Below are 20314 nucleotides of genomic sequence, written 5' to 3' on the forward strand. Positions count from 1 at the left end.
GGTCATATGTCCTGGAGTAAATTGAAGCAGCAACTGGAGAGTTTCCTTAGTCCCACGTTAGTTGGAACGGTCGAATACCGGGCAACCAGCTACCGCTATTCACCTGATAAATCAGGAAATTGTTACATTACCGTAGACAAAAAGAACGTACTCAATATGAGTGACATCACTGGCTCGATCAGATGGTATCAGACGGAGCAGGAGATCAAGAACGAACCGGATGTCCTGATTCCTGTAAGTCATGAAGAGATTGAAGCCGTCAGAAAAGAAACCAAAGGGACCGTTCCAGAGGATCGCCTTCAAGTCATAGCAAGAAGCAGAAAAAGCTCAGGACTTGCAAAGGAGCTCCTGTCAGCACAGTCATCATTAAGTAAATCCAATTTTACTGTTGTAGCGACTACGTTTTTATCTACTTCGATAGAGGATAATCTGGAGAGCAACGATATCTTATTGAATATTCTGGCTTTGATAGACAGACGAGTTGGCAAAAAGCGAATTCTAAATATGTCTGAGCAGATAAAGTTAAAGCATCCAGCTGTGCAGTATTTTTATGAATTAAGGCGCAGTACGTTGTGAGAATTAATAAATATCAATGACGGGGCACCCTTTATCGAGGGTGGTCCTACTGAACATTAGCTTAACAAGAGAAGAGATGATCAAGTAGACTTCAACCTGTGCATGTTGAAAAGTTTACTTTTTTATTGTTCAATTTCTTTTCTGTTATAGCTTTTAACTATAACTAGTTATGGCATTTAAGTATCTCAGCCAACCTCGTTCTGCATGATATGATAATGGTATACAACGAGGGGGTTTTTGACATGACTGATAAGTTCCAGATCGTAGGTAGTTTGTTGCGTCCTGAAGAGCTGCTGACATATAAAACGCAAATTGAACATCGTGATGATATCAAATATCCATTCTATGAAAGTTTTGAAGGTTATGAAAAATGCGAGACTGAGGCCATCAAACAAGTGGTGAAAAAAGAAATCGAGCATGAGCTGTCGATTATTACAGATGGAGAGTTCTCCAAATCGATGTGGCATCTGGATTTTGTGTGGGGCTTTGGTGGAGTTGAGCGTTATATTGCAGACCATGGCTATTTTTTCCGTGATGTCGATGGATCTTCAAAATATGAAACACGTAAAGATATTGGCCTGCGCATAACGGGCGAATTGAGCGGTAAAAATCATCATTTCATTCAACTGTTCAAACAACTGCAAGACACGGCGGGTGACCAGCAAACGAAACTTTGCGTTCCGTCCCCATCCCATATTTTTGGTGAACTCTCCTGGTCCGATAATATCGGCGGTACGGATGCTGTTTATCAGAATATTCAGGAGCTCAAAGCGGGTCTTGTGAAAGCATATAAGGAATTTGTGGAAGAATTCGCTGCGGTAGGCGGTAAAATTCTGCAAATGGATGACTGCTTGTGGGAGCTGTTTGCAGACGACAACCCGAACTCTCCGTTTACAGGGGAGCACATTAATCAAGAGGAAGTACAGGGTCTCGCTACCGAATTTATTGATATTAACAATACAGTGATTGACTTCGGTCATAGCCTGGGCTTGAAAATGTGGACACATAATTGCCGCGGCAATTATGATTCTCGCAACATGGGCGGTGGATCTTACGCGAAAATCGCTAACCTGTTCCTGAAGCAATTGAAATATGACCGTTTCTTCCTGGAGTGGGACGATGATCGTGCGGGTTCTATCGAAGCCTTGGAGGTTTTCAAAGATAGACCTGAAACGGAAATCGTATTAGGTTTGTTGTCATCTAAGACAAGTACACTTGATGATGAAGAGCGCGTAATCCGTTTGCTTGACGAAGCATCTAAAATTATTGATAAGGATCGTCTGTTGCTTTCGCACCAATGCGGCTTTGCATCCTGCGATGGCGGTAACGAACTAAGCGAAGCTGAGCAATGGGCCAAAATCGTACAAGGTCAAAAGATTGCCAAGCAATACTGGGAAAACTAATTCCGAATAGTAGCATTTTCAGCTATAAGAGATGACTCGTAGGACCAGCAATGGACCTGCGAGCCATCTCTTTTTTTTATACCTCTTTTCTCCCCAAAATAACGTAGTTTCTTGCTTAAGGTTGTAGGACCATACTCGAATAGCATAACTAAGTGAGCCTCACAGGATGTATCTGTTCCGCCATTGTATTGCGCGATAAGTGGCTCTTTCTCAGATCGGTGATTAAGACACTGTAGGAGAGAAAGGAGTTGTTAGCATCATTGGTGAGGTTGGAATGGGAGTGAATTTAGTGGAATCTGGATGTATAGCGTGACAACAGGCTGTGATACAATGAAAATGAAATTGTTGTACGGATCATCTTGGCAGTTGTATTCCCTCTAAACGACAAATTAGAAATGTATATATCCTATGAAAAAGGAGAGTTTTACAAAATGAATTTGGAAGAGGTTATGCATGAGCTAGAAGCGCTAGGGAAAGAACGAACAAAGAAAATATATATGTCCAATGGTGCACACGAACCGCTTTTTGGAGTAGCTACTGGAGCGATGAAACCAATCGCCAAGAAAATAAAAAAGGATCAGCCTTTGGCTGAGCTGCTTTACGCTACGGGAAACTATGATGCCATGTATTTTGCTGGTGTGATAGCCGATCCCCAAGCGATGACGGAAGCTGATTTTGACCGTTGGATTGATGCTGCTTATTTTTACATGATCTCTGACTTCATCGTATCCGTCACGCTGGCAGAGACAGATATTGCCCAAGCGGTTTCGGACAAGTGGATTGCGAGCGGGGATGAATTGAAAATGTCTGCAGGCTGGAGCTGTTATTGCTGGTTACTCGGTAGCCGACCGGATAGCGAATTCTCCGAAAATAAAATGATGGAGATGCTCGAACAGGTAAAAAAGACGATTCACGAATCTCCGGAACGAACGAAATATTCGATGAACAACTTCCTTTACACCGTCGCGACATCCTATCAACCGCTGCACGACCAGGCCGTGGAGACAGCCAAGGCCGTGGGACCTGTTGAAGTCGACAAGGACAAACCTAAGAGCAAGTTCCTGCAAGCTTCCGAAAATATTCAAAAGGCAGTGGAAAAAGGGCGAACTGGGTTCAAACGTAAATATGTAAGGTGCTGACGCTTTCGCCTTATCGTCAGTTTTGGCATAGGGAACGTCCGAATCTGTGAATTGAAATCCACAATCACCATGTTATAATAAGGACAGAAACAGCTTATAATGCAAAGAGAGCCGTGCGCTAACACGACTCACTGATGCAATAGCCGCTTTTAAGGGCGGTGGGCTTAACAAGCAGGGTAACGACCAAATAGACCGCATCCCTTAGCCAGAGGGCGGTCTATTTGTCTTTATTGGACAGCAGCGCTACAATCAGCAAACCGAAGGTAAGCATTAGCATAATTGCTTCAAATACTGTCACAAGGCATCACCTCCCTTCCGGGAGATTAGCCGACCGCCCATATAAGCCTTTCCATTGCTCTGTGAGTATACCATATTTTTCTTGGAGCTAATAGATGAACAATATTCGTTTTCATAAAAGTCTTGGCATGATAATTCCCCAGTACAGTGAATGCGAAAAGAGCATTACGGTGGCTAGTATGAAGCATTATTTAGTTGAAAACAAATAAGAGAAAACACGCCATTTATAGGCGTGTTTTTTGTGTTTACTGCTGAATAACAAAAATTAAACAGCATCAAAGTTACGCATTTTATAAGGGCCCGGAGCGTTTACTTTTTAATTACTTCTAACCATTTCTTTGGCTTGCTGCCTGCCCGCCGCGAGAAAGCTGTCGCTTAGTTCAGGATCATTAACAGAGCGTGCAAGAACAAGCGAGCCGACTAATGTACTAAACAGTGCACGACTTTTGGATACATCCATATCTGCCAGATTGGAGATAAAAGTGACCATCCGCTCCAGTTCATGAGTGAATACCTGCCTAACCTCTTCGGAAGAGCGGGATATTTCGCCGGAAAGGGCAGGGAAAATGCAGCTCATTTCCGTTTTGTCGCGGTGATAGGGACTGAGATAATAATCGATGACTGTATTGATTTTTGGGTTCTGCTCTTCCTGATCCGCGACTTTCTGAAGAAGTGCGATGGTATCGCTAATGGCATATTCACAGGCTTCGGCGACCAACTGTTCCTTGTTGTCAAAGTGTGAATAAAACCCTCCATGAGTTAATCCGGCTCCCTTCATAATGAACGGTACACTGACGTCCTGAATACCATTGGTACGAAAAGCCCGAGCCGCACTCTCAACAATTTTACCTCGTACTTTTATTTTATGGCCTTTGGGATAGGGCATTATCATTCACTCCATAGTTTCATCATTCTGCTTTTTTAAAATATTATAGTCATCATAATAAAGCCTGTCAATTTGTCGACTGGATGTCTTTTGATTTACAAAAGGGCCAAATACGGTTGTTGACTGCCTTAAAATATGATGGTTATAATATATTACGATCATCATATTTTAAATCGGCTTCAAATCGGGAGGTATCAGGACATGAGTAAACTTGAATCAGTAGATACGTTAGTTATTGGATCAGGTCCGGGAGGATATGTGGCGGCGCTTCGTTCTTCGCAACTGGGGATGAAGACGGCAATCGTCGAACGTAAACAGCTCGGCGGGGTCTGCACGCATGTGGGTTGCATACCATCCAAGGCATTAATTGCGGAATCACATCGCCATGATTTGTTCAGACAGTTCAATCAAGCTGACGCGGCAGCGACATTTAAGATTGCTCAGCATTTCAAGCAGGGGGTTGTGAATAAACAGGCAGGTGGCGTCCACTATTTGTTAAAGACTGCGAATGTGACCATTCTTGAGGGCGAGGCCAGTCTGATGGATGAGCACACAGCGATGATCCAGCAAGCTGGACAGGAGCAAATCATTTCTTTTAAAAACCTCATACTGGCAACGGGGTCTCGTCCAATTGAACTGCCAGCATTTCCAGTTGGAGGTCGTATCTTGTCTTCCACAGAAGCACTGTCTCTGCAGGAGGTTCCGAGTAGTCTGGTTGTGATCGGCGGAGGGTATATTGGTGTGGAGCTTGGACAGATGTATGCCAAATTCGGAACAAAGGTGACGATTCTGGAGGGAGGAGCACAAGTATTGCCCGGATTCGAGGCGGAACTTGCAGCACCTGTAGTCAAACAATTGAAGGCGGATGGCATCCACATCGTAACCGGAGCGATTGCTGAAAAGGTGGAGCAGAAGGCTGATTCCATTACACTGCATTATTCGAAAAATCAAGAGCAGCACCAAGTCACGGCGGAATATGTATTGGTCACAATCGGCAGGAAACCCAATACAGACGGCCAGTTAGGACTGGAACGCATAGGTGTGTCCGTAACGAACAAGGGACTGATTGAGACGGATGAACAGTGCAGGACGGTTATTCCGCACATTTATGCCATTGGAGATATTACGGCTGGTCCGGCACTCGCTCACAAGGCCTCCTATGAAGCAAAAGTAGCAGCAGAGGCCATTGCGGGTCTTACCTCCAAAGTGGATTATAAGGTGATCCCGCTTGTCGTCTTTTCTGATCCGGAGCTATCCAGTGTTGGAGTAAGTGAGACGCAAGCCAAAGCACAGGCCATTCCGGTGGTTATCGGAAAATCTTTTTTTGGGATCAACGGAAGAGCATTGGCATTAAGGGAAACCGAAGGATTTGTAAAAATTGTAGCTGAACCAACCTCGGGAATTGTCATTGGTGCGCAAATCGTTGGCGTGGAGGCATCCACACTGATATCGGAGCTCACACTTGCAATTGAGATGGGTGCAACCGTAGAAGATCTGGCCATGACGATTCACCCTCATCCCACTTTGGGAGAAGTGATTATGGAGGCTGCCGAGAACGCGGTCACCAAAATGATAATGAGAACTAAAAATACGCAGCAAATTTAACCATATAAATTGAACTAAACATTTACACGAAACGGAGAGGACAGAAAGAACCTGAAGAAGCGGAGCGTTCGCCTTTATCACTGGATTTACCATTTATAAAAGGAATCAAAAAAATCTGGGGATAACAGCGATCGGAAGGTTGTTCTGTCATCGGAGTTTCCAGTGTAAATAATTTTTAGTTCAACTTATATACACGAGGATTGGGAATGGGAGAGATGAAAGAATGAAGATAAAAGCAGGTCTGTATATGGGAATTGCGATGGTGTTTATTGTTGGAGGTTCACTTCTGGCTGTTAAAGGGAAGGATGCTGTAAGTCAGGCCGAGAGCAGGAAACAAGGCATGCTTGAGGCAGAGCAAACGACGTTGTTTTATCAGAATAGTCCTGGGGCCATTGTAGAGGCGGGTGCGTCTGCAGGTGGCTCCGTGAAGAAGGGAGAGGTGCTATTCAAAGTGAAGTCAGCTGGGGAAAGAGATGTGGATGTACTCGCACCGTATGATGGTTTGGTTGACCGAGTTGCTGTAAAGCAGGGAGATCAAGTACAAGCAGGAGTGCCGCTGGCGGTTCTGCAAAAGAAAAATTACTATACGGACCTCTACATCCAGGAAAGTGAAGTTCAAAAGCTTGAAGTGAATCAAGCCATTGATGTTCATTTTCCCTATTTGGATCAGCCAACACAGGTGAGTGGAGTTGTTACTTCCATCTCATCTGCCCCACAATTTGCGAGCTTGCGCATGTCACGGGAAAAAGGGCAAGCCGATTTAAGTATGTTTCTGGTCCGAATATCGATGGATTCGAATGCTGATTTGCTTCCCGGGATGACAGCAGAGGTGAAACTTGATGAAATCACTGATTGACGAGTGGAAGTACGTATCGGGAAGTAAGTATGTTCGATTGATTTTTATCGGCCCGCTTATTGCAGCCTTATTCTTTGGTTTAATGTTCTCGCAGAATCAAATTAGCAAATCGCCAGTTGTGGTCATTGATGAGGATCATAGCGAATATTCACGGCAGTTGATCTCCAAAATAAATGCCTCGCAATATATGAGCGTCAAAAGCGTATATGCGAGCCGAATGAGTCCGGAAACATTGCTTGCCAATGAGCAGGCTGTAGCGGTCATTATGCTTCCCAATCAATTGGGATTACGTCAACAACAAGGGAAATCGACGAATATCGGCATCTTGATGGATAACACAATGCCCTCGGGGCTAACCGGAATCCGGACCGCGATTCAGGAGATCATCCAGACGGAAAATATGACCCTTTCCATGACACGTCTAATCCAGAAAGGGATGGATGCCGAAACGGCTAAAGGAATCGTGTCGCCGATCTCGCTTCAGCAAAGGATGCTGTTTAATCCAACCTCCAGTTATGTCGGTTTTATGGTACTAGGATTTGTGAATATCGTAGTATTGATGATTACAACAAGTGCAGCGGGCTCGATTGCACCTCGGCTTCGTCAGGAAGGGGAGTTATTTACAAACGGAAGGTCACCTTTCCAGCTATGGGTTAGGAGTGTGCCGTACGCTGTGTTGAGCTCCCTATCGCTGCTCCTATCCTATGGATTGTTAAAGCAGGTGGGGGGAATGCGTTTTGAAGCGGAGCCTTATCTTTTTATCATCCCATTGGTTATTTATGCCTTCGCCTTGTCACTTCTGGGTATGTTGATTGGATACACAGCCAAAGACATATCCAAAGTCAACCTACGAACCAGCTTTGTATTGTATCCTTCCTTTCTGGCAACGGGAATTCAACTAACGCCGCTGGCGTTTCCAGAACCGTTTCAAATTTTCGCATGGGCACTACCAATGAACTGGCTTAACCGCCTGATTCGTGGAATGGCTTTTCGGGACGGAGCGCTTACAGCCTACAGTCAGGAGTTGGGGGCATTGCTAATTATTATTGGCGTTGTGTCCTTGTTCATGGGGTTACTGTTTTTGCGTGAAGGGAGCAAAGTGTCTCCCAGCCGTGAACCACTTTTGAATGCAGATATGTTGCCGAGCAGCAGTTAATTGAAAAGATAAGCAGTGAATCGAAAAACAGACGCACGGGAATCATTCCTGATGCGTCTTTCTTGTTTATTTTGTAGATGACATATAACGATAAAGGTCCTTCTAGCGAAGGTTTTTTATATCGTTTATACTTGTAAGGCCAATTTACTTGAGGAGTTGTCTAACGAATCATGAATAAAAAAGAAGTCGCGCATATACGCAAACAGTTTAAGATGGATCATGATTTACTGAATATTTACGATATTCTCAACGTGTATATTACGAAAGAAACGAACGAGATCTATCATTGGGAACGCCATCCGTTTGAGCTGGTGGATAGAGAGAAACAGGAACTGTACATGGGCAATTTCAAAAAATTGCTGACGGGTGAGCTGGATCAGAAATTGTTTGAGCTGAAGTTCCAGGAGCAAGCGGAGGAGCCGGCTCAGGTGATGCTTCACCAAGCACTGGTAACAGGAGATCCGGAGGAATGGCAGGACCTGATGTTGCTATTGGTGGAAAGAATGTTGGTGGATGCCAAGTATGAACGGGATATGGTGATCACGTTTGTTCGTGGACAGTATTACTTGCCAACCAAGGCTCGGAACGATGAAGCGGAAGAAAGCGAGAAAAACGAAGTGTTCGCACATCCATTCATTCTGTGCAGTGTGAATTCCACGGAGAAGCAGCGGAAAACGCTCTTGTTTGATTACGTGGAGAGAGAATTTAAATACAATGTCATTGTAGATCCGGTTGTCAAATTAAGCACACCGGAGCAGGGTTTCCTGTACCCGAGCGTAACGGACAACTACTCCGATGTAAATCGTGTTCTATATTGCACAGGTAAATCCAATTTCCCGGATCCGCATTTTGTCGAAAATGTATTGAATGGAGAAAGGTCTGTGACAGCACTGGAAGAACGGGCGATCTTCGAAGATATCGTGAAGGAAGTGGCCGGTGAACAGCTCGACTCAGCCACAATTGCACATGTGTACGAGGAGATCAACCGGGTCATCGAAATTAACGAAGAGTCACATGAAGAAGAACCTCCGAAGCTCGATTATAAAGATCTGGAACGTGTGCTGACAGCAAGCGGTATAGAGGACCTGACGTCGGAGAAAGTGGAACGGGCATTTGAAACCATCGTCGACAACAAGAATTATGAAATGAAAGCGACCAGTGTTATGCCGAAGTTTACGTCCAAGTCCATTAAGATTGAAACCAAAGTTGCTACGATTTCGGTTAGCCCACAAGATTTGAGATATGTGAAACAAGTGAATTTTCAAGGCAGACGGTGTATCATGATTGAAGTTGACGAAGATGTCGTCATTGAAGGGTTCACGCTTACGACAGAGGTACTGTAGTTAGCATAGTAATTAACTAAACATTTCAGTTCAAAGAAGACGCTCGAGACTCGCTCCCGAAGCGTCTTTTATTTGCCTATAAACTCTATCGCAGATATCCCTTCCCTACATCCACCCCGTAAACTCCAAAATGGAGGCTTTCGCAGATTGCACTTCGGACTGTGCGTCTTTGCGCCATTCTTTCGGCGATTTCCCCATAAGTCTGGAGAAGCAGCGGTTGAAGCTGGAAATGGACTGAAAACCGACTTGTTCGGAGATTGAAAGAATGGAAGCGTTCGTGCTTTTTAATTGCTTGCAAGCTTCTTCAATCCGTGTGCTGTTTAGGAAATCCAGAGGTGCCGTTCCCATAATGTCATGAAATTTCCTGCGAAAATGGGTGGTGCTTAGGTGGCACAGATCAGCGAGAAAATCGATGGTAATGGGCGACATATAGTTTTTGGTGATATACTCCAGAACCGGAGAAATAACAAGATCACCTTTTAGATTATGCTGCGTTTCTTGATCTGCCAAGGGTTCATTCCGGGAATGGATTCGCAGGAGTTCGATATAAAGGGATAACAATAAGCCATAGGCACTTTCCTGATAAAAAGGATTTTTCTGCTTTAATTCCTCTACCACAGATGTCGCAAGGGTATAGATCCTTGGATGTTCCTCTCTATTTAAAATGCAGTTCAATCCCTTAATTGCCCTCAAATTGGGCTCAAAGTTACTGTAGGCACTTTTTTTAAACGATTGTTGAAAGAGGTCCTCGGGCGAGAAAAAGAGATAAGACCATAAGCTGGCTTCATTGGGTGAACTATACGTTGTATGAGGAAGATATCTGGGGATAAAGGTTACATCGCCGGCTTTAAAAGGTACAGATTCACCTTTGATCTCCATAATGCCGCTATCTGAATGGCAAATACCAATCTCCAGATGGTTGTGAAAATGAAGATGTTCACTTTTGATATCGGATATTTTCCAGCGTTCACCGCTTAACAGCAGAATAGGAAAATGGATCGGCAAGCTATAGTGGCGGTATTCAATAATAGGCTGCTTTTTTCTGGGCACATTCGATAACTCCCATTCATAAATGATTGAAATTGCGCAGTTTTGTTGCGAATATGCTTAGATTGACACTATTTTACTGCGTACAATGGAATAAGTAAAGCGTTTTCAAACCAAGGACGGACAGCTCTCAAGCGCATTTGGGGGCATGTGCGCTACGAGAGGGGAATCACCGATGCTTCAAGTGAAATATGACAGGGAAGAAATTTTAAACGTTATTGATAACGTTACGAAAAAAACACTGGCGATGGATTTGACGTGGGATTGGCCTTGCGGTGTGGCATATTATGGTGTATCCAGAGCTTACCAAACGACCGGGAATCAAGAGTATTTGGACAGGCTTGTCCAATGGGCGGATGAATACATCGAGCTGGGCTTGCCGGACTGGACCGTAAATACATGTGCCATGGGCCATATGCTGATTACTTTATATGAAGAAACAGGGAACCAAAAATATTGGGATATTGTAATGAGCAAGGTGGATTATCTACAAAATCATGCGCTCAGATTCGGAGATAACGTGCTGCAGCATACCGTATCCATTTCCAATGATTTTCCCGAGCAGGCATGGGCGGATACCTTGTTTATGGCGGCATTTTTCCTGCTCCGTGTAGGAAGCAAATTAAAGGATCAGGATATGATCCAGGATGCCCTTAATCAATATTACTGGCATATCAAATACTTGCAAGATCCGAGTAGTGGTTTCTGGTACCACGGCTACAATAACGTTAACAAGGACCATATGTCTGGATTGTATTGGGGAAGAGCAAACGCTTGGGGTGCTTACACCATGTCGCAAGTAAAACCACAGTTGAAGGACTGGTATCTGTATCCACAGTGTATGGACGTGGAGTGTTCGCTGCGGGATCAACTGGCAGCTCTGAAGCTCGTGCAGACGGAGAATGGCTTGTGGCGGACAGTTCTGGATGACGAGCAGTCGTATGAAGAGGTGTCGGCTTCCGCTGGTATTGCAGCAGCCATGATCAATAATGGTAATCCGCTCCATACCAAATACGTTCAAAAGGCATTGGAAGGCATCCTGAACAACATTAGTGAAGATGGACGTGTGCTTGGTGTATCGGGTGGTACGGCGGTGATGAAGGATCGGGATGGATATCGGAATATTCCAAAAGACTGGATTCAGGGCTGGGGTCAGGGCCTGGCGCTCGCTTTCCTGTCCGACATGTTGAAATAGGGAGGGAACCAAGTTGTCCAAACTAATCAAAGGCTCCTTTACACTACCCGGCGAATCCGGTTATGAGGCACTGACTTTGGAACTTGCCGAACGGTGGGGGGCCGATGTCATTCGTGACAGTGACGGCACACAATTATCCGATGAGATTATTAACGCGGGGTATGGTATTTATTCGACCATCTGCATCATCCGGGATCATAACGAGTGGGCATCCCAAAATCAAGATAAGCTCCAGCAATGTTTTTTAATTACGAATCCGAAGGTAGCTGTACAAGATTATGTATCGTTCTATCTGATGGAGGATTTTTTTGCTGAACAATTCAAGGTGAATGATTCCAAAGAAGCCTTTAAGTATTGGCAGGTCTTTGACCGGACAACCGGGGAGGAAGTGCCAAGAGGACAGTGGAATTATGAGAGGGAATCCGGCCATGTAGTCATTACCGGCATCGTTCCTTGGCATAAATACACGGTAAGCTTCATGGCCTATCGGATCTGGGAAGAGATCTCGATGTACAATCACACCACAAACCATTGGGACAAGGAGCACTTGATGCAAATTGATCCGATCTATTCGGAAACGCAGACATATCTGCTGGAATGGATGGAGGATTGGTGTCAGCAGCATCAGGAAACAACGGTGGTTCGTTTCACCTCATTGTTTTATAATTTCGCCTGGATCTGGGGCAGCGACGAGCGTAATCGCTATCTCTTCTCGGACTGGGGTTCATACGATTTCACGGTAAGTTCGAGAGCGTTGGATCTGTTTGCTCAAAAATATGGGTATTCACTCTCGGCTGAGGATTTTGTGAATGGCGGCAAATATCGCGTGAGTCATATTCCGGCGCAGCAGCGCAAGCTGGACTGGATGGCGTTTATCAATGATTTTGTCATCGAATTTGGGAAGAAGTTAATTGATATCGTGCATAACCACGGCAAGCTGGCGTATGTCTTCTATGATGATAGCTGGGTTGGCATGGAGCCTTATAATGACCGCTTTCAGGAGTTTGGATTCGATGGGATGATTAAATGTGTGTTTTCCGGTTATGAGGCGAGGATGTGTTCAGGTGTCAACGTGGATACCCATGAGATTCGTCTGCATCCCTACTTGTTTCCGGTGGGATTAGGGGGGCTTCCGACCTTTAAGGAGGGTGGAGACCCTACGCTGGATGCCAAAAAGTATTGGATCAATATCAGGCGAGCTTTGCTCAGAGAGCCGATTGACCGGATTGGGTTGGGTGGATATCTGCATCTAGTTGAGCCTTACCCGGACTTTTGCGATTATATCGAGAAGATTGCGGACGAGTTCAGGGAAATAAAAGAGCTGCATCATGAAGGGAAGCCCTATCAAATAAAGACAAAGGTAGCGGTTCTGCATAGCTGGGGCAAACTAAGATCGTGGACGTTGTCCGGCCACTTCCATGAAACGTATATGCATGACTTGATTCATGTAAATGAAGCCTTGTCAGGCTTACCGGTTGAAGTGCAGTTCATTGATTTTGAAGATATCCGTCAGGGAGTGCTGCAACATATAGATGTCGTGATCAATGCCGGCTCTGCCGGTTCAGCCTGGAGCGGCGGAGAACATTGGAATGACCACCAATGTGTGGACCTGCTGACCCAATGGGTGTATGAGGGCGGTACTTTTATTGGCATCAACCAGCCATCGGCGGTAGAAGGGTACGACAGCTTTTTCAGAATGGCACATGTTCTTGGGGTGGATGAGGATACTGGCGCCAGGGTGGTTCATGGAAAATGGACATATGAGACTCGCGATGAGCATGGTTTGTTGCCGGAAGGGGCAAAAATAGCGCCGAAGAATAACATATACCTTACCGATGGAACAGCTGCTGTGGTGGATGAAACGGATGGTATGATTACATTGTCTACACATGATTTTGGTAAAGGGAAAGGAATCTACCTGCCTTCATTCGAATTCAGTTGGGAGAACACAAGGTTGCTGCTGAATCTGATTCGTTTTACGGGCCGTGAATCTCATGAAACGAAGTACATTACGGATAACTTATTTACAGAGTGTGCTTATTATCCGGAGAGTAAAATGTTGGTCGTCATTAACAATAGTGGTCAGGTTCAAACGACGACGATCGATACCGAGTATGGAAAACAAACCGTGGAATTAGATCCTTATGACACCAAGATCACACATATTGGCTTAATAAAATCAGTATAGAAACATAAAAAGCAAGCAATAAGACGTTCGGGACTAATTCCTGAAGCGTCTTATTTTGCATGGTGTAATACACAGCCGATCCCCTGAATATGGACCGGCTATGGTTGTAATCAGAATCTAAATGGAATTTTTTTTAACTAATCCTCCAGTCAATCCCGTTATTGCAGCTGCCAGAGGGTTGGTGTTGCTGAAGGGATCCAATCCACTTGAGACTTGTGTGTAAGGAGACATTTGTACGTCAAGTTATTGTAGCTCACGATTGTACCCGCTGTGTATTGAGTATTAGCTGCCCATGCAGGTGCAGTAGCAGCTGCGGCTGTTTTACCGCTGACTGTGCTGGCAGCAGATTGGTTACCTGCTGCATCAACAGCATAAACCGAGAAGTTGTAGGTTGTGTTCGCTTCAAGATTGGTTACCGTATAAGACGTTGCCGTCCCGGATGTCGTTGTAACTAAAGTAGAGCCGTTATAAATTTTGTACCCTGTCACGCCTACATTATCCGTGGATGCCGTCCACATCAGCTGAATGCTGGAGGAGGTTGGTGCTCCCATCACATGCAGCCCGCCTGGAGATGTAGGTGCAGTAGTGTCGTTTGCAGGAGGTGCAGTTGTGGTAACGCTTACACTATTACTGGCTGCAGATTCATTGCCTGCTGCGTCGACTGCTTTGACAGTAAAGGTATAAGCTGTGCTTGCTGTCAGCCCTGTTACGGTATAGCTTGTAGTTGTGCCGGACACATTGCCGATTAAGGTAGTCCCGTTGTAAATTTTATACCCCGTTACGCCTACATTATCTGATGAAGCCTTCCACGATAAGGATGTACTGGTCGCAGCAGTTGCAGTTGCCACAAGTGCAGTTGGAGGTGTTGGTGCCACATTATCAACCGGGTTCGTCCCGGAGAAGTTTACGTCGATGACATTATAGAAGGCGTTGGGAGTATCCGCAACCTCCCAGACTGCTAGAATGACATGATAACCGCTGCGTTCGGGTACGTTGCATGAGTTGGTGTAGCTAAATGGTGGTTGGCTGCCATTATAAGGAACTGAACAGAACGGTGTCAGGTCAAACGAATCACGGGATAGAGGTGCATTCGGATTCCAGTTCGTTTTCGTAATATAATATTTCCAGCTTGCCGTTGAATGGTTAGCTGTCAGCTTCCAAGTAAACGTATTACTGCCACTAGACATATTCACTTTCGACCAACGTGTGGCGGATTGCTCATCGAGCTTAGGGAAGACGCCGTTAGCGCTTGCAATATGGCCGTCCGTAGGTCCTGCAGTAGGGAAGCCTTTAGGTGCTTCCAGGCTTTGGGGTTCATACACGATACTGCCGCAATCTTGATTGACTCCCGAAGCACACAGTGCAGCTCGGCTCGCCGGCCCTTCTACGTAACCATGTGACAACGCCTTTGGACTGTTGAACAGCATGCTTACCGTTGTAAGCACCAGCAGACAGCAAATCAATACTAGCTTTGAAGACGGTAAAATGAATCTGAACATTCGATAGCCTCCTGTATCATTTTTTTTATATAAACTCAAGTAAGAGCTTATATCGTAATTAAGGAAGTGCTATGCCATATACCATATATGGATATCGTTTGATAAAGAAATCGATATACGGGAATTTCTAAAGTTATTGTAAAGGACCTACATTTGCTGAACAAGGATAAATTTGATAGATAATCCAGTTATTTAAGACTTAGGTAGGCATACAAAAAGGCCTTTGCGAGAGAACATCTCTCCACAAAAGCCTTTATTTCCGACTGGATTGATAAGTAAAATGCGTATTATACATCGATTTTACAGAAAAGGCAAGAGGAAAAAGATTGCTTTTAAGTGGGGAATCGTTTATGCTAAAAAAAGGAAGTTTACTATATTTGAAAGGAGGAAGTTGAAATGGAAAATATGTGTATGAACATGATGATGAATATGTGTATGGAAGAAATGATGTGCAAGATGAAATCCATGAAGATGATGATGGAATGCATGGAAGACAAAAGCATGATGGAAGGCATGGACATGAATAAAATGATGTCCTGTATGCAAGAATGCGACGAAATGATGACAACAATGATGGGCATGATGAGCAACATGAAGAAAGCATCCATGTAATTATCGATCATTCATTTCATGTAAAGCTGGCGGGCTTTACATATGTGTGGAACAGTTGACTGTACGCATCAAAAGAATAGTAAGCCTTTAATCAAGGCGGGTTAAGCAGACGAACTGCAGACCGGCTTTTTTTCTTATTTATTTTATTTATGTTGAAGAATCTTCCGAGAGACATCAATTCGCATTAGCTTTAATTTGAACCATTGCTCCTGTAAAGACTCAGTCTGGTAACCTTCTGAAGCGACTCTCAGCTTGCTGAAAATGTCCACCAGTTGTTTGTTGATTCGGTCGTAGCTTGTAAGCAGCTCACGGAGCAGTATCGCTTTTCGTTCTTCCTCCAGTAACGCATCCTTCTGATCTTGAAGCTTCCTGAGAATATCCTCAGCCCATTCCGAGTCTTCTATGGTACGGGCATAATTATATAGGTCCAAATAATCGTTAACCCAAGTTTGTGTCAAAGAATCCATGGCGTTATCACTCCAGTCAGCTACTCTTTTCTATATACCGAGTATTATACCCGGAATAATACAATTTACAAGTGCTGAATATGATTTTTCTGGTTTTTTTTCAGTAGTAGTCTCATATATGCAATTCATGTGATGCATGCTTAATAATATTAATGATTTTGTGCTCTGCATCCTTGGCTTCAGGAATAGGGTAAAGCACAAAGACATGATTCATTTTGGGATATACAAAGGTATTATGGTCAATGCCCTGGTCGGTAAGCAGTTTGTCGAGCTTCATGTTGTCGGGAAATAAACCTTCATGAGTTCCGATGAAAATGGTAATCTTTCCGAGTCTTTTGAAATCTCCATAGATTGGACTAATCAGTGGATCATCCAGATCTTTATCTGCCGCCCATATTCTCCGAATCACATCATAGCCTTCCACAGCCAGCATCGGATCTCGGGTCTCATAGTCGAATATGACCGGGTTGTCCAGAACCATATCCACACATGGAGATAACAAAATGATATCTTTGGGTTGAGGAAGAAGATTCGTCTTGATGTAATGTGCAAAGCTAAGCGAAATATTTCCTCCCGCTGAATCTCCCATAATGGTAAGTTGTGCAGGACTCTTTATCGATTCAATGATTTCACGGTATAAGTTCAAGAGTCTTGGATATGTATGCTGGTAGTTGAAATGAGGCACTTTGGGATAGATGGGTGCTATAACTTTGGCATTCAACGATTGTGCGATGCGGTCCATGAACTTCCAATGAAAGGTTAGAGGCTGGTGTGTATGAGCGCCGCCATGTATATATAAAATCACTTTTTGATCAGCAGACATCTGGTCATTCAAAGTAAATACCTGCATGTCTTCAAAGAAACGTTCGTTTACTGAAGAGATAAATTTAACCTTACCCAGCTCATAAGGCTTAGTGTTCTCTACACCCAAGTGTTCCAAGTGCTTCAGGGTGTTTTCTCGCGTGGATAAATTCTTCTTGCTATCTAAAGTTCCGATGTATTTTTCTAGTAGATAGCTCTTGATAGAGCGTTTTTTGTTATATATATTCACACTCATCTGTGCGCCGCCTCTCATCCATAAAGTATGATATCTATAGTATAAAGCCTGAAGTATACTTCAAGGTCAAGGCTGGGAAAGTGATTGGTGCGCATAAAAGAGGCGAAATGAATTCAGCTAAGGATTCACCCGATTAAATATATATTCTGGAAAATAAATTAAAAATATACTATGTTATAGGTTGATAGATGAAGGGATCATTTATCTGTAACTATAGTGATGATCATATCAAACTGAAGGAGCATACATATGTTCAATCAAGCGACTGCTTTACGTTCTGTGCTCAACCCTAAATATCTGGAGTTTGTATTGAGTGATCAATATGACATCGGATCGTGGGAAGAATGTTTATTTTGGCTGAGAGGGTTAAATGATACCTACCGGGTAACTACATCCACTGGTATGTTTATTCTTCGTGTCTACCGTACTGAAATTACGGAGGTTGATGTTCAGTACGAACTCTCCCTGTTATCTCAATTAAAGGGCATTTTAGATTCATCTGTACATACCGATATTGGAGAACACATCGAGAAGAAAGATCATACTGGATATACGGTGTTGGAGGCCGCGGAAGGCAAGCGGGTTGCTGTGATGTTTCGGTATATTGAGGGTATCGAAAACAACCTTGAAGATGAAGAGTCGTGTTACACTTTTGGTCAGTCTGCGGCTGAGCTGCATAAAGCGATGGACCAAGTGGTATTGGAGCAGCCGCGATATGAGTTGGATACGAAGTTTCTCATTGACGAGCCTCTTGAACGAATCATCAACTACATCGGTGAAAAAAATGAAGCAGCATCATTTCTACATACGTTTGCTAGAGAGTTAAAAGAAAGAATCGGCGTCGCATCCAAACTAGGTTTGGACAAGGGGCTGTGCCATGGCGATATGCATGGGAACAATAACGCTTTTCAACAGGGGAATCAGTTCATCCATTATGACTTTGAGTGGGCGGCTAAAGGCTGGCGTGCCTACGATCTGGCGCAGGTGAAGGCTCGAAAGAGACAGTCTGGTGAGCAAAAAGAAGTGTTATGGAGTGCGCTGATGGCAGGATATCGTTCGGTAAGAAGCTTCTCTGCCGAAGATGAACAGGCTGTTGATCTTTTTATTATTGCTCGCCGATTCTGGGTTATGGGTCTTGATGTTGCTTTTATCGAAAGTGATATGGGTGCGCTGGATTATGGTTCGGATTGGTTAAATAGTTTCGTGGAAGAGTTCCGGGATACGGGAATTGTTGAGTAGTGATGGCTTACAGCAATTGGATTCAAATGAAGAAGGCCTTCTGGATGGTTCCAGAGGGCCTATTTTATTTTGTAAGATTCATGTCATGACCTTTACTTAGTTCGATGAAGTCGAAGCTACGACGGCAGCCGATGTTGCAGCAGCGGCCATGGCGGCCTGTTGGGCAATGATAATGTTGGTGATGCTAGTGGAGACCGTCGTGGTCAGGACGCCGTTTCGAAGATCCTCCACATATTGCACAGCCACCAGCGAGGACGAGAGCAGCAGCAATTCCTGTTTGTCAATTGACCAGGCACCAAAGCCCTTTTGTGTGCGTAACCATTCATACGTTTCCTCAACTTGTTCTACTAGCGTATCTATGTCAGCGGGCAGTAAGGAGAGGATTCCCAGAGCCGGCAGGGTGTACATTTTGTCTAATCGTATTCCCCGTCTGCGGAATGCCTCATTTAACGCTATCACATGAGCCCCCGCCTCCGGATTATCATCGCCTAGGACCAGCACCTGCGTTAATGCCTGCACACTATTGCCCGGTGAGAACTCAGGTTTTAATTCTGCATAGAGCTGCTCCATACGGGTCACACCGGATTCTACGTCGAGATCGGAAAGGGCCAGCATGGCAGCGAAAATATAGTCGTCCTGTCCGGTAAGAAAGCGGTGTTGGGCTTTCATGTGATCATAAAATGCTTTGGCTCGTTCGACCTTAAGCTCGAATTGGTCAGGCGCCGCGTGAGCTGCAATCTGATAGGCGGCAATAACCAGAAAATCGGACGTACGAAATTTCACTTTTTTCAGCAGATCATAGATAAAGAGAGTGTCTTCCAGTTTCTTTTCCTGATCTGTCGTAAGCGAGAGCAAGGTGGCGATGCTGATCGCCGAATTTCCCCTGAAGGCCGAGAAGAGATTGGTGTTTTGCTTAATCAATTCATGACTTTGACGAATATCTTCGCCATCAGCTTGTTTATTTTCCGCTGCATATAGTAGGGCCGCCAGACGGTGCATCATCACATTTTGCCATTTGAATGATTTCTTGATGATCTGAGTGTTGGTAACGAATAATTCGACTCGTGCAGCATGTTGCTCTTGCATAAGCAGACCTCCCGAGAGATTGGACCTTTTCTCCAGTTTACTATAAATGGGGCCTCACCGTTCACAGAAAAAAAGCACCCCAACAGAAGTTTATGGAATCCTTGGCAGGCTCCAATTTGTACTTCTAAGTGGTGCATTTTAATTGCAACGAAAGGATTCGTGGATTTGAATATGCATATAAGAATAGACACCCTGTGTTTGTTGTCTTGTTAATTAAAAGAAATCGTGTAGGATACGGAAGGGTACAACGTCGTGGACGCGGGTACGCGTTCTACCACAGTGACCAGAGTGCCAGGATTGTAGTAGGCTGAACCGCCGGTGTAATTGTTGTTGTTTACGATGGCTGTCCCCAGATCGATTGTCGTATTATTGTAGCTCCAGTAGTAGTGCAGTTGAAGTGCATTGGCTGCGGAAGCCGTAATTTTTACGCTTGTACCGGTGGTTTTGGCATTCGGGAGAATGTAGGTGTATCCTTGACCAGCAGTGAGCGTATTGGAATAGCTGCCTCCATAACTTACGATGGCGGGATTAGCTGATGCGGTCAGGCCAAACATAAGGGATATGCCCATAAAAAACACAAACAAGGTGCTGCTAAGTTTTTTCATCGATACCTCATCCTTTCAAAATGAAATGTTTTAAAGGGTAATTTCAATAAAACGAAAA

At 44.3% G+C, this 20314-nt stretch carries 19 protein-coding genes; 11 read left to right on the top strand and 8 right to left on the bottom strand.

Annotated elements, in window-relative coordinates; genetic code table 11:
• Positions 1 to 6 precede the first annotated feature (6 nt).
• The 3 genes from BLV50_RS30480 (at position 7) to BLV50_RS30490 (ending at position 3118) form a co-directional block, all read left to right on the top strand.
• Positions 7 to 576: an SF0329 family protein gene (locus BLV50_RS30480; protein ID WP_090811788.1), complete on the top strand. Its 570-nt coding sequence runs from the start codon at positions 7 to 9 to the stop codon at positions 574 to 576.
• A gap of 242 nt (positions 577 to 818) precedes the next feature.
• Positions 819 to 1979, top strand: coding sequence for a uroporphyrinogen decarboxylase/cobalamine-independent methonine synthase family protein (locus BLV50_RS30485; protein ID WP_090811790.1), 1161 nt, complete (start codon positions 819 to 821; stop codon positions 1977 to 1979).
• A 431-nt stretch (positions 1980 to 2410) separates the two neighbouring features.
• Positions 2411 to 3118 carry a DNA alkylation repair protein gene (locus BLV50_RS30490; RefSeq protein WP_063568180.1) on the top strand — a complete coding sequence of 236 codons (708 nt, stop codon included), beginning with the start codon at positions 2411 to 2413 and terminating at the stop codon, positions 3116 to 3118.
• A gap of 217 nt (positions 3119 to 3335) precedes the next feature.
• Here the strand turns inward: BLV50_RS30490 and BLV50_RS33865 are convergent, their stop codons facing one another.
• Together BLV50_RS33865 and BLV50_RS30495 are read right to left on the bottom strand one after the other, a co-directional pair.
• A complete protein-coding gene (locus BLV50_RS33865) occupies positions 3336 to 3416 on the bottom strand; it encodes a putative holin-like toxin (RefSeq protein ID WP_370739116.1) in 81 nt (26 codons plus the stop codon).
• Between the two features lie 315 nt (positions 3417 to 3731).
• Complete coding sequence (locus BLV50_RS30495) at positions 3732 to 4301, bottom strand: TetR/AcrR family transcriptional regulator (RefSeq protein ID WP_090811792.1); 570 nt, start codon at positions 4299 to 4301, stop codon at positions 3732 to 3734.
• A 201-nt stretch (positions 4302 to 4502) separates the two neighbouring features.
• On the opposite strand from BLV50_RS30495, the gene lpdA reads away from it, so the two are divergent.
• The 4 genes from lpdA to BLV50_RS30515 all read left to right on the top strand — a co-directional run bounded on the left by lpdA (position 4503) and on the right by BLV50_RS30515 (position 9261).
• Positions 4503 to 5906: a dihydrolipoyl dehydrogenase gene (gene lpdA, locus BLV50_RS30500; protein WP_090811794.1), complete on the top strand. Its 1404-nt coding sequence runs from the start codon at positions 4503 to 4505 to the stop codon at positions 5904 to 5906.
• Between the two features lie 223 nt (positions 5907 to 6129).
• Positions 6130 to 6762 (top strand): biotin/lipoyl-containing protein, encoded by a 633-nt coding sequence (locus BLV50_RS30505; RefSeq protein WP_090811796.1) that lies wholly within the window; start codon positions 6130 to 6132, stop codon positions 6760 to 6762.
• On the top strand, positions 6746 to 7918 hold the full coding sequence (locus tag BLV50_RS30510; protein ID WP_090811798.1) for an ABC transporter permease: 1173 nt from the start codon (positions 6746 to 6748) through the stop codon (positions 7916 to 7918). Before BLV50_RS30505 ends, BLV50_RS30510 begins: the two co-directional genes overlap by 17 nt.
• A 170-nt stretch (positions 7919 to 8088) precedes the next feature.
• A complete protein-coding gene (locus BLV50_RS30515) occupies positions 8089 to 9261 on the top strand; it encodes a DUF4317 domain-containing protein (RefSeq protein ID WP_090811800.1) in 1173 nt (390 codons plus the stop codon).
• 105 nt (positions 9262 to 9366) lie between these two features.
• Here the strand turns inward: BLV50_RS30515 and BLV50_RS30520 are convergent, their stop codons facing one another.
• Positions 9367 to 10311, bottom strand: a complete 945-nt coding sequence (locus BLV50_RS30520; protein ID WP_090811802.1) for an AraC family transcriptional regulator — start codon at positions 10309 to 10311, stop codon at positions 9367 to 9369.
• A gap of 172 nt (positions 10312 to 10483) precedes the next feature.
• On the opposite strand from BLV50_RS30520, the gene BLV50_RS30525 reads away from it, so the two are divergent.
• Together BLV50_RS30525 and gnpA are read left to right on the top strand one after the other, a co-directional pair.
• Positions 10484 to 11503, top strand: a complete 1020-nt coding sequence (locus BLV50_RS30525) for a glycoside hydrolase family 88/105 protein (RefSeq protein ID WP_063567121.1) — start codon at positions 10484 to 10486, stop codon at positions 11501 to 11503.
• Positions 11504 to 11516: 13 nt separating this feature from the next.
• Positions 11517 to 13691 (top strand): 1,3-beta-galactosyl-N-acetylhexosamine phosphorylase, encoded by a 2175-nt coding sequence (gnpA, locus tag BLV50_RS30530; protein WP_090811804.1) that lies wholly within the window; start codon positions 11517 to 11519, stop codon positions 13689 to 13691.
• 158 nt (positions 13692 to 13849) lie between these two features.
• Here the strand turns inward: gnpA and BLV50_RS30535 are convergent, their stop codons facing one another.
• The gene (locus tag BLV50_RS30535) at positions 13850 to 15190 is read right to left on the bottom strand and encodes a lytic polysaccharide monooxygenase (protein ID WP_090811806.1); all 1341 of its coding nucleotides are present in this window, start codon (positions 15188 to 15190) and stop codon (positions 13850 to 13852) included.
• Positions 15191 to 15586: 396 nt separating this feature from the next.
• On the opposite strand from BLV50_RS30535, the gene BLV50_RS30540 reads away from it, so the two are divergent.
• Positions 15587 to 15802: a hypothetical protein gene (locus tag BLV50_RS30540; protein WP_063567124.1), complete on the top strand. Its 216-nt coding sequence runs from the start codon at positions 15587 to 15589 to the stop codon at positions 15800 to 15802.
• A 143-nt stretch (positions 15803 to 15945) separates the two neighbouring features.
• Here the strand turns inward: BLV50_RS30540 and BLV50_RS30545 are convergent, their stop codons facing one another.
• Both BLV50_RS30545 and BLV50_RS30550 read right to left on the bottom strand, forming a co-directional pair.
• Positions 15946 to 16269 carry a hypothetical protein gene (locus BLV50_RS30545; RefSeq protein ID WP_063567125.1) on the bottom strand — a complete coding sequence of 108 codons (324 nt, stop codon included), beginning with the start codon at positions 16267 to 16269 and terminating at the stop codon, positions 15946 to 15948.
• A 112-nt stretch (positions 16270 to 16381) separates the two neighbouring features.
• On the bottom strand, positions 16382 to 17326 hold the full coding sequence (locus BLV50_RS30550; RefSeq protein ID WP_090811808.1) for an alpha/beta hydrolase fold domain-containing protein: 945 nt from the start codon (positions 17324 to 17326) through the stop codon (positions 16382 to 16384).
• Between the two features lie 249 nt (positions 17327 to 17575).
• Between BLV50_RS30550 and BLV50_RS30555 the strand changes: the two genes are divergently transcribed.
• The gene (locus BLV50_RS30555) at positions 17576 to 18565 is read left to right on the top strand and encodes a phosphotransferase (RefSeq protein ID WP_090811811.1); all 990 of its coding nucleotides are present in this window, start codon (positions 17576 to 17578) and stop codon (positions 18563 to 18565) included.
• A gap of 96 nt (positions 18566 to 18661) precedes the next feature.
• Here the strand turns inward: BLV50_RS30555 and BLV50_RS30560 are convergent, their stop codons facing one another.
• Together BLV50_RS30560 and BLV50_RS30565 are read right to left on the bottom strand one after the other, a co-directional pair.
• Positions 18662 to 19651 carry a DUF4003 family protein gene (locus BLV50_RS30560; RefSeq protein WP_090811813.1) on the bottom strand — a complete coding sequence of 330 codons (990 nt, stop codon included), beginning with the start codon at positions 19649 to 19651 and terminating at the stop codon, positions 18662 to 18664.
• A 209-nt stretch (positions 19652 to 19860) separates the two neighbouring features.
• Positions 19861 to 20256, bottom strand: coding sequence for a hypothetical protein (locus BLV50_RS30565; RefSeq protein WP_090811815.1), 396 nt, complete (start codon positions 20254 to 20256; stop codon positions 19861 to 19863).
• Positions 20257 to 20314 lie beyond the last annotated feature (58 nt).

This window comes from Paenibacillus sp. 276b (assembly GCF_900107875.1).
GTDB classification, from domain to species: domain Bacteria; phylum Bacillota; class Bacilli; order Paenibacillales; family Paenibacillaceae; genus Paenibacillus; species Paenibacillus marchantiae.

Coding starts and splice junctions, on each gene's coding strand:
- BLV50_RS30555 (WP_090811811.1), top strand. CDS start 17,576: ATGTTCAATCAAGCGACTGCTTTACGTTCTGTGCTCAACCCTAAATAT.
- BLV50_RS30545 (WP_063567125.1), bottom strand. CDS start 16,269: ATGGATTCTTTGACACAAACTTGGGTTAACGATTATTTGGACCTATAT.
- BLV50_RS30535 (WP_090811806.1), bottom strand. CDS start 15,190: ATGTTCAGATTCATTTTACCGTCTTCAAAGCTAGTATTGATTTGCTGT.
- BLV50_RS30505 (WP_090811796.1), top strand. CDS start 6,130: ATGAAGATAAAAGCAGGTCTGTATATGGGAATTGCGATGGTGTTTATT.
- BLV50_RS30510 (WP_090811798.1), top strand. CDS start 6,746: ATGAAATCACTGATTGACGAGTGGAAGTACGTATCGGGAAGTAAGTAT.
- BLV50_RS30550 (WP_090811808.1), bottom strand. CDS start 17,326: ATGAGTGTGAATATATATAACAAAAAACGCTCTATCAAGAGCTATCTA.
- BLV50_RS30515 (WP_090811800.1), top strand. CDS start 8,089: ATGAATAAAAAAGAAGTCGCGCATATACGCAAACAGTTTAAGATGGAT.
- BLV50_RS30490 (WP_063568180.1), top strand. CDS start 2,411: ATGAATTTGGAAGAGGTTATGCATGAGCTAGAAGCGCTAGGGAAAGAA.
- BLV50_RS30485 (WP_090811790.1), top strand. CDS start 819: ATGACTGATAAGTTCCAGATCGTAGGTAGTTTGTTGCGTCCTGAAGAG.
- BLV50_RS30495 (WP_090811792.1), bottom strand. CDS start 4,301: ATGCCCTATCCCAAAGGCCATAAAATAAAAGTACGAGGTAAAATTGTT.
- BLV50_RS30540 (WP_063567124.1), top strand. CDS start 15,587: ATGGAAAATATGTGTATGAACATGATGATGAATATGTGTATGGAAGAA.
- BLV50_RS30565 (WP_090811815.1), bottom strand. CDS start 20,256: ATGAAAAAACTTAGCAGCACCTTGTTTGTGTTTTTTATGGGCATATCC.
- lpdA (WP_090811794.1), top strand. CDS start 4,503: ATGAGTAAACTTGAATCAGTAGATACGTTAGTTATTGGATCAGGTCCG.
- BLV50_RS30525 (WP_063567121.1), top strand. CDS start 10,484: ATGCTTCAAGTGAAATATGACAGGGAAGAAATTTTAAACGTTATTGAT.
- BLV50_RS30560 (WP_090811813.1), bottom strand. CDS start 19,651: ATGCAAGAGCAACATGCTGCACGAGTCGAATTATTCGTTACCAACACT.
- BLV50_RS30480 (WP_090811788.1), top strand. CDS start 7: ATGTCCTGGAGTAAATTGAAGCAGCAACTGGAGAGTTTCCTTAGTCCC.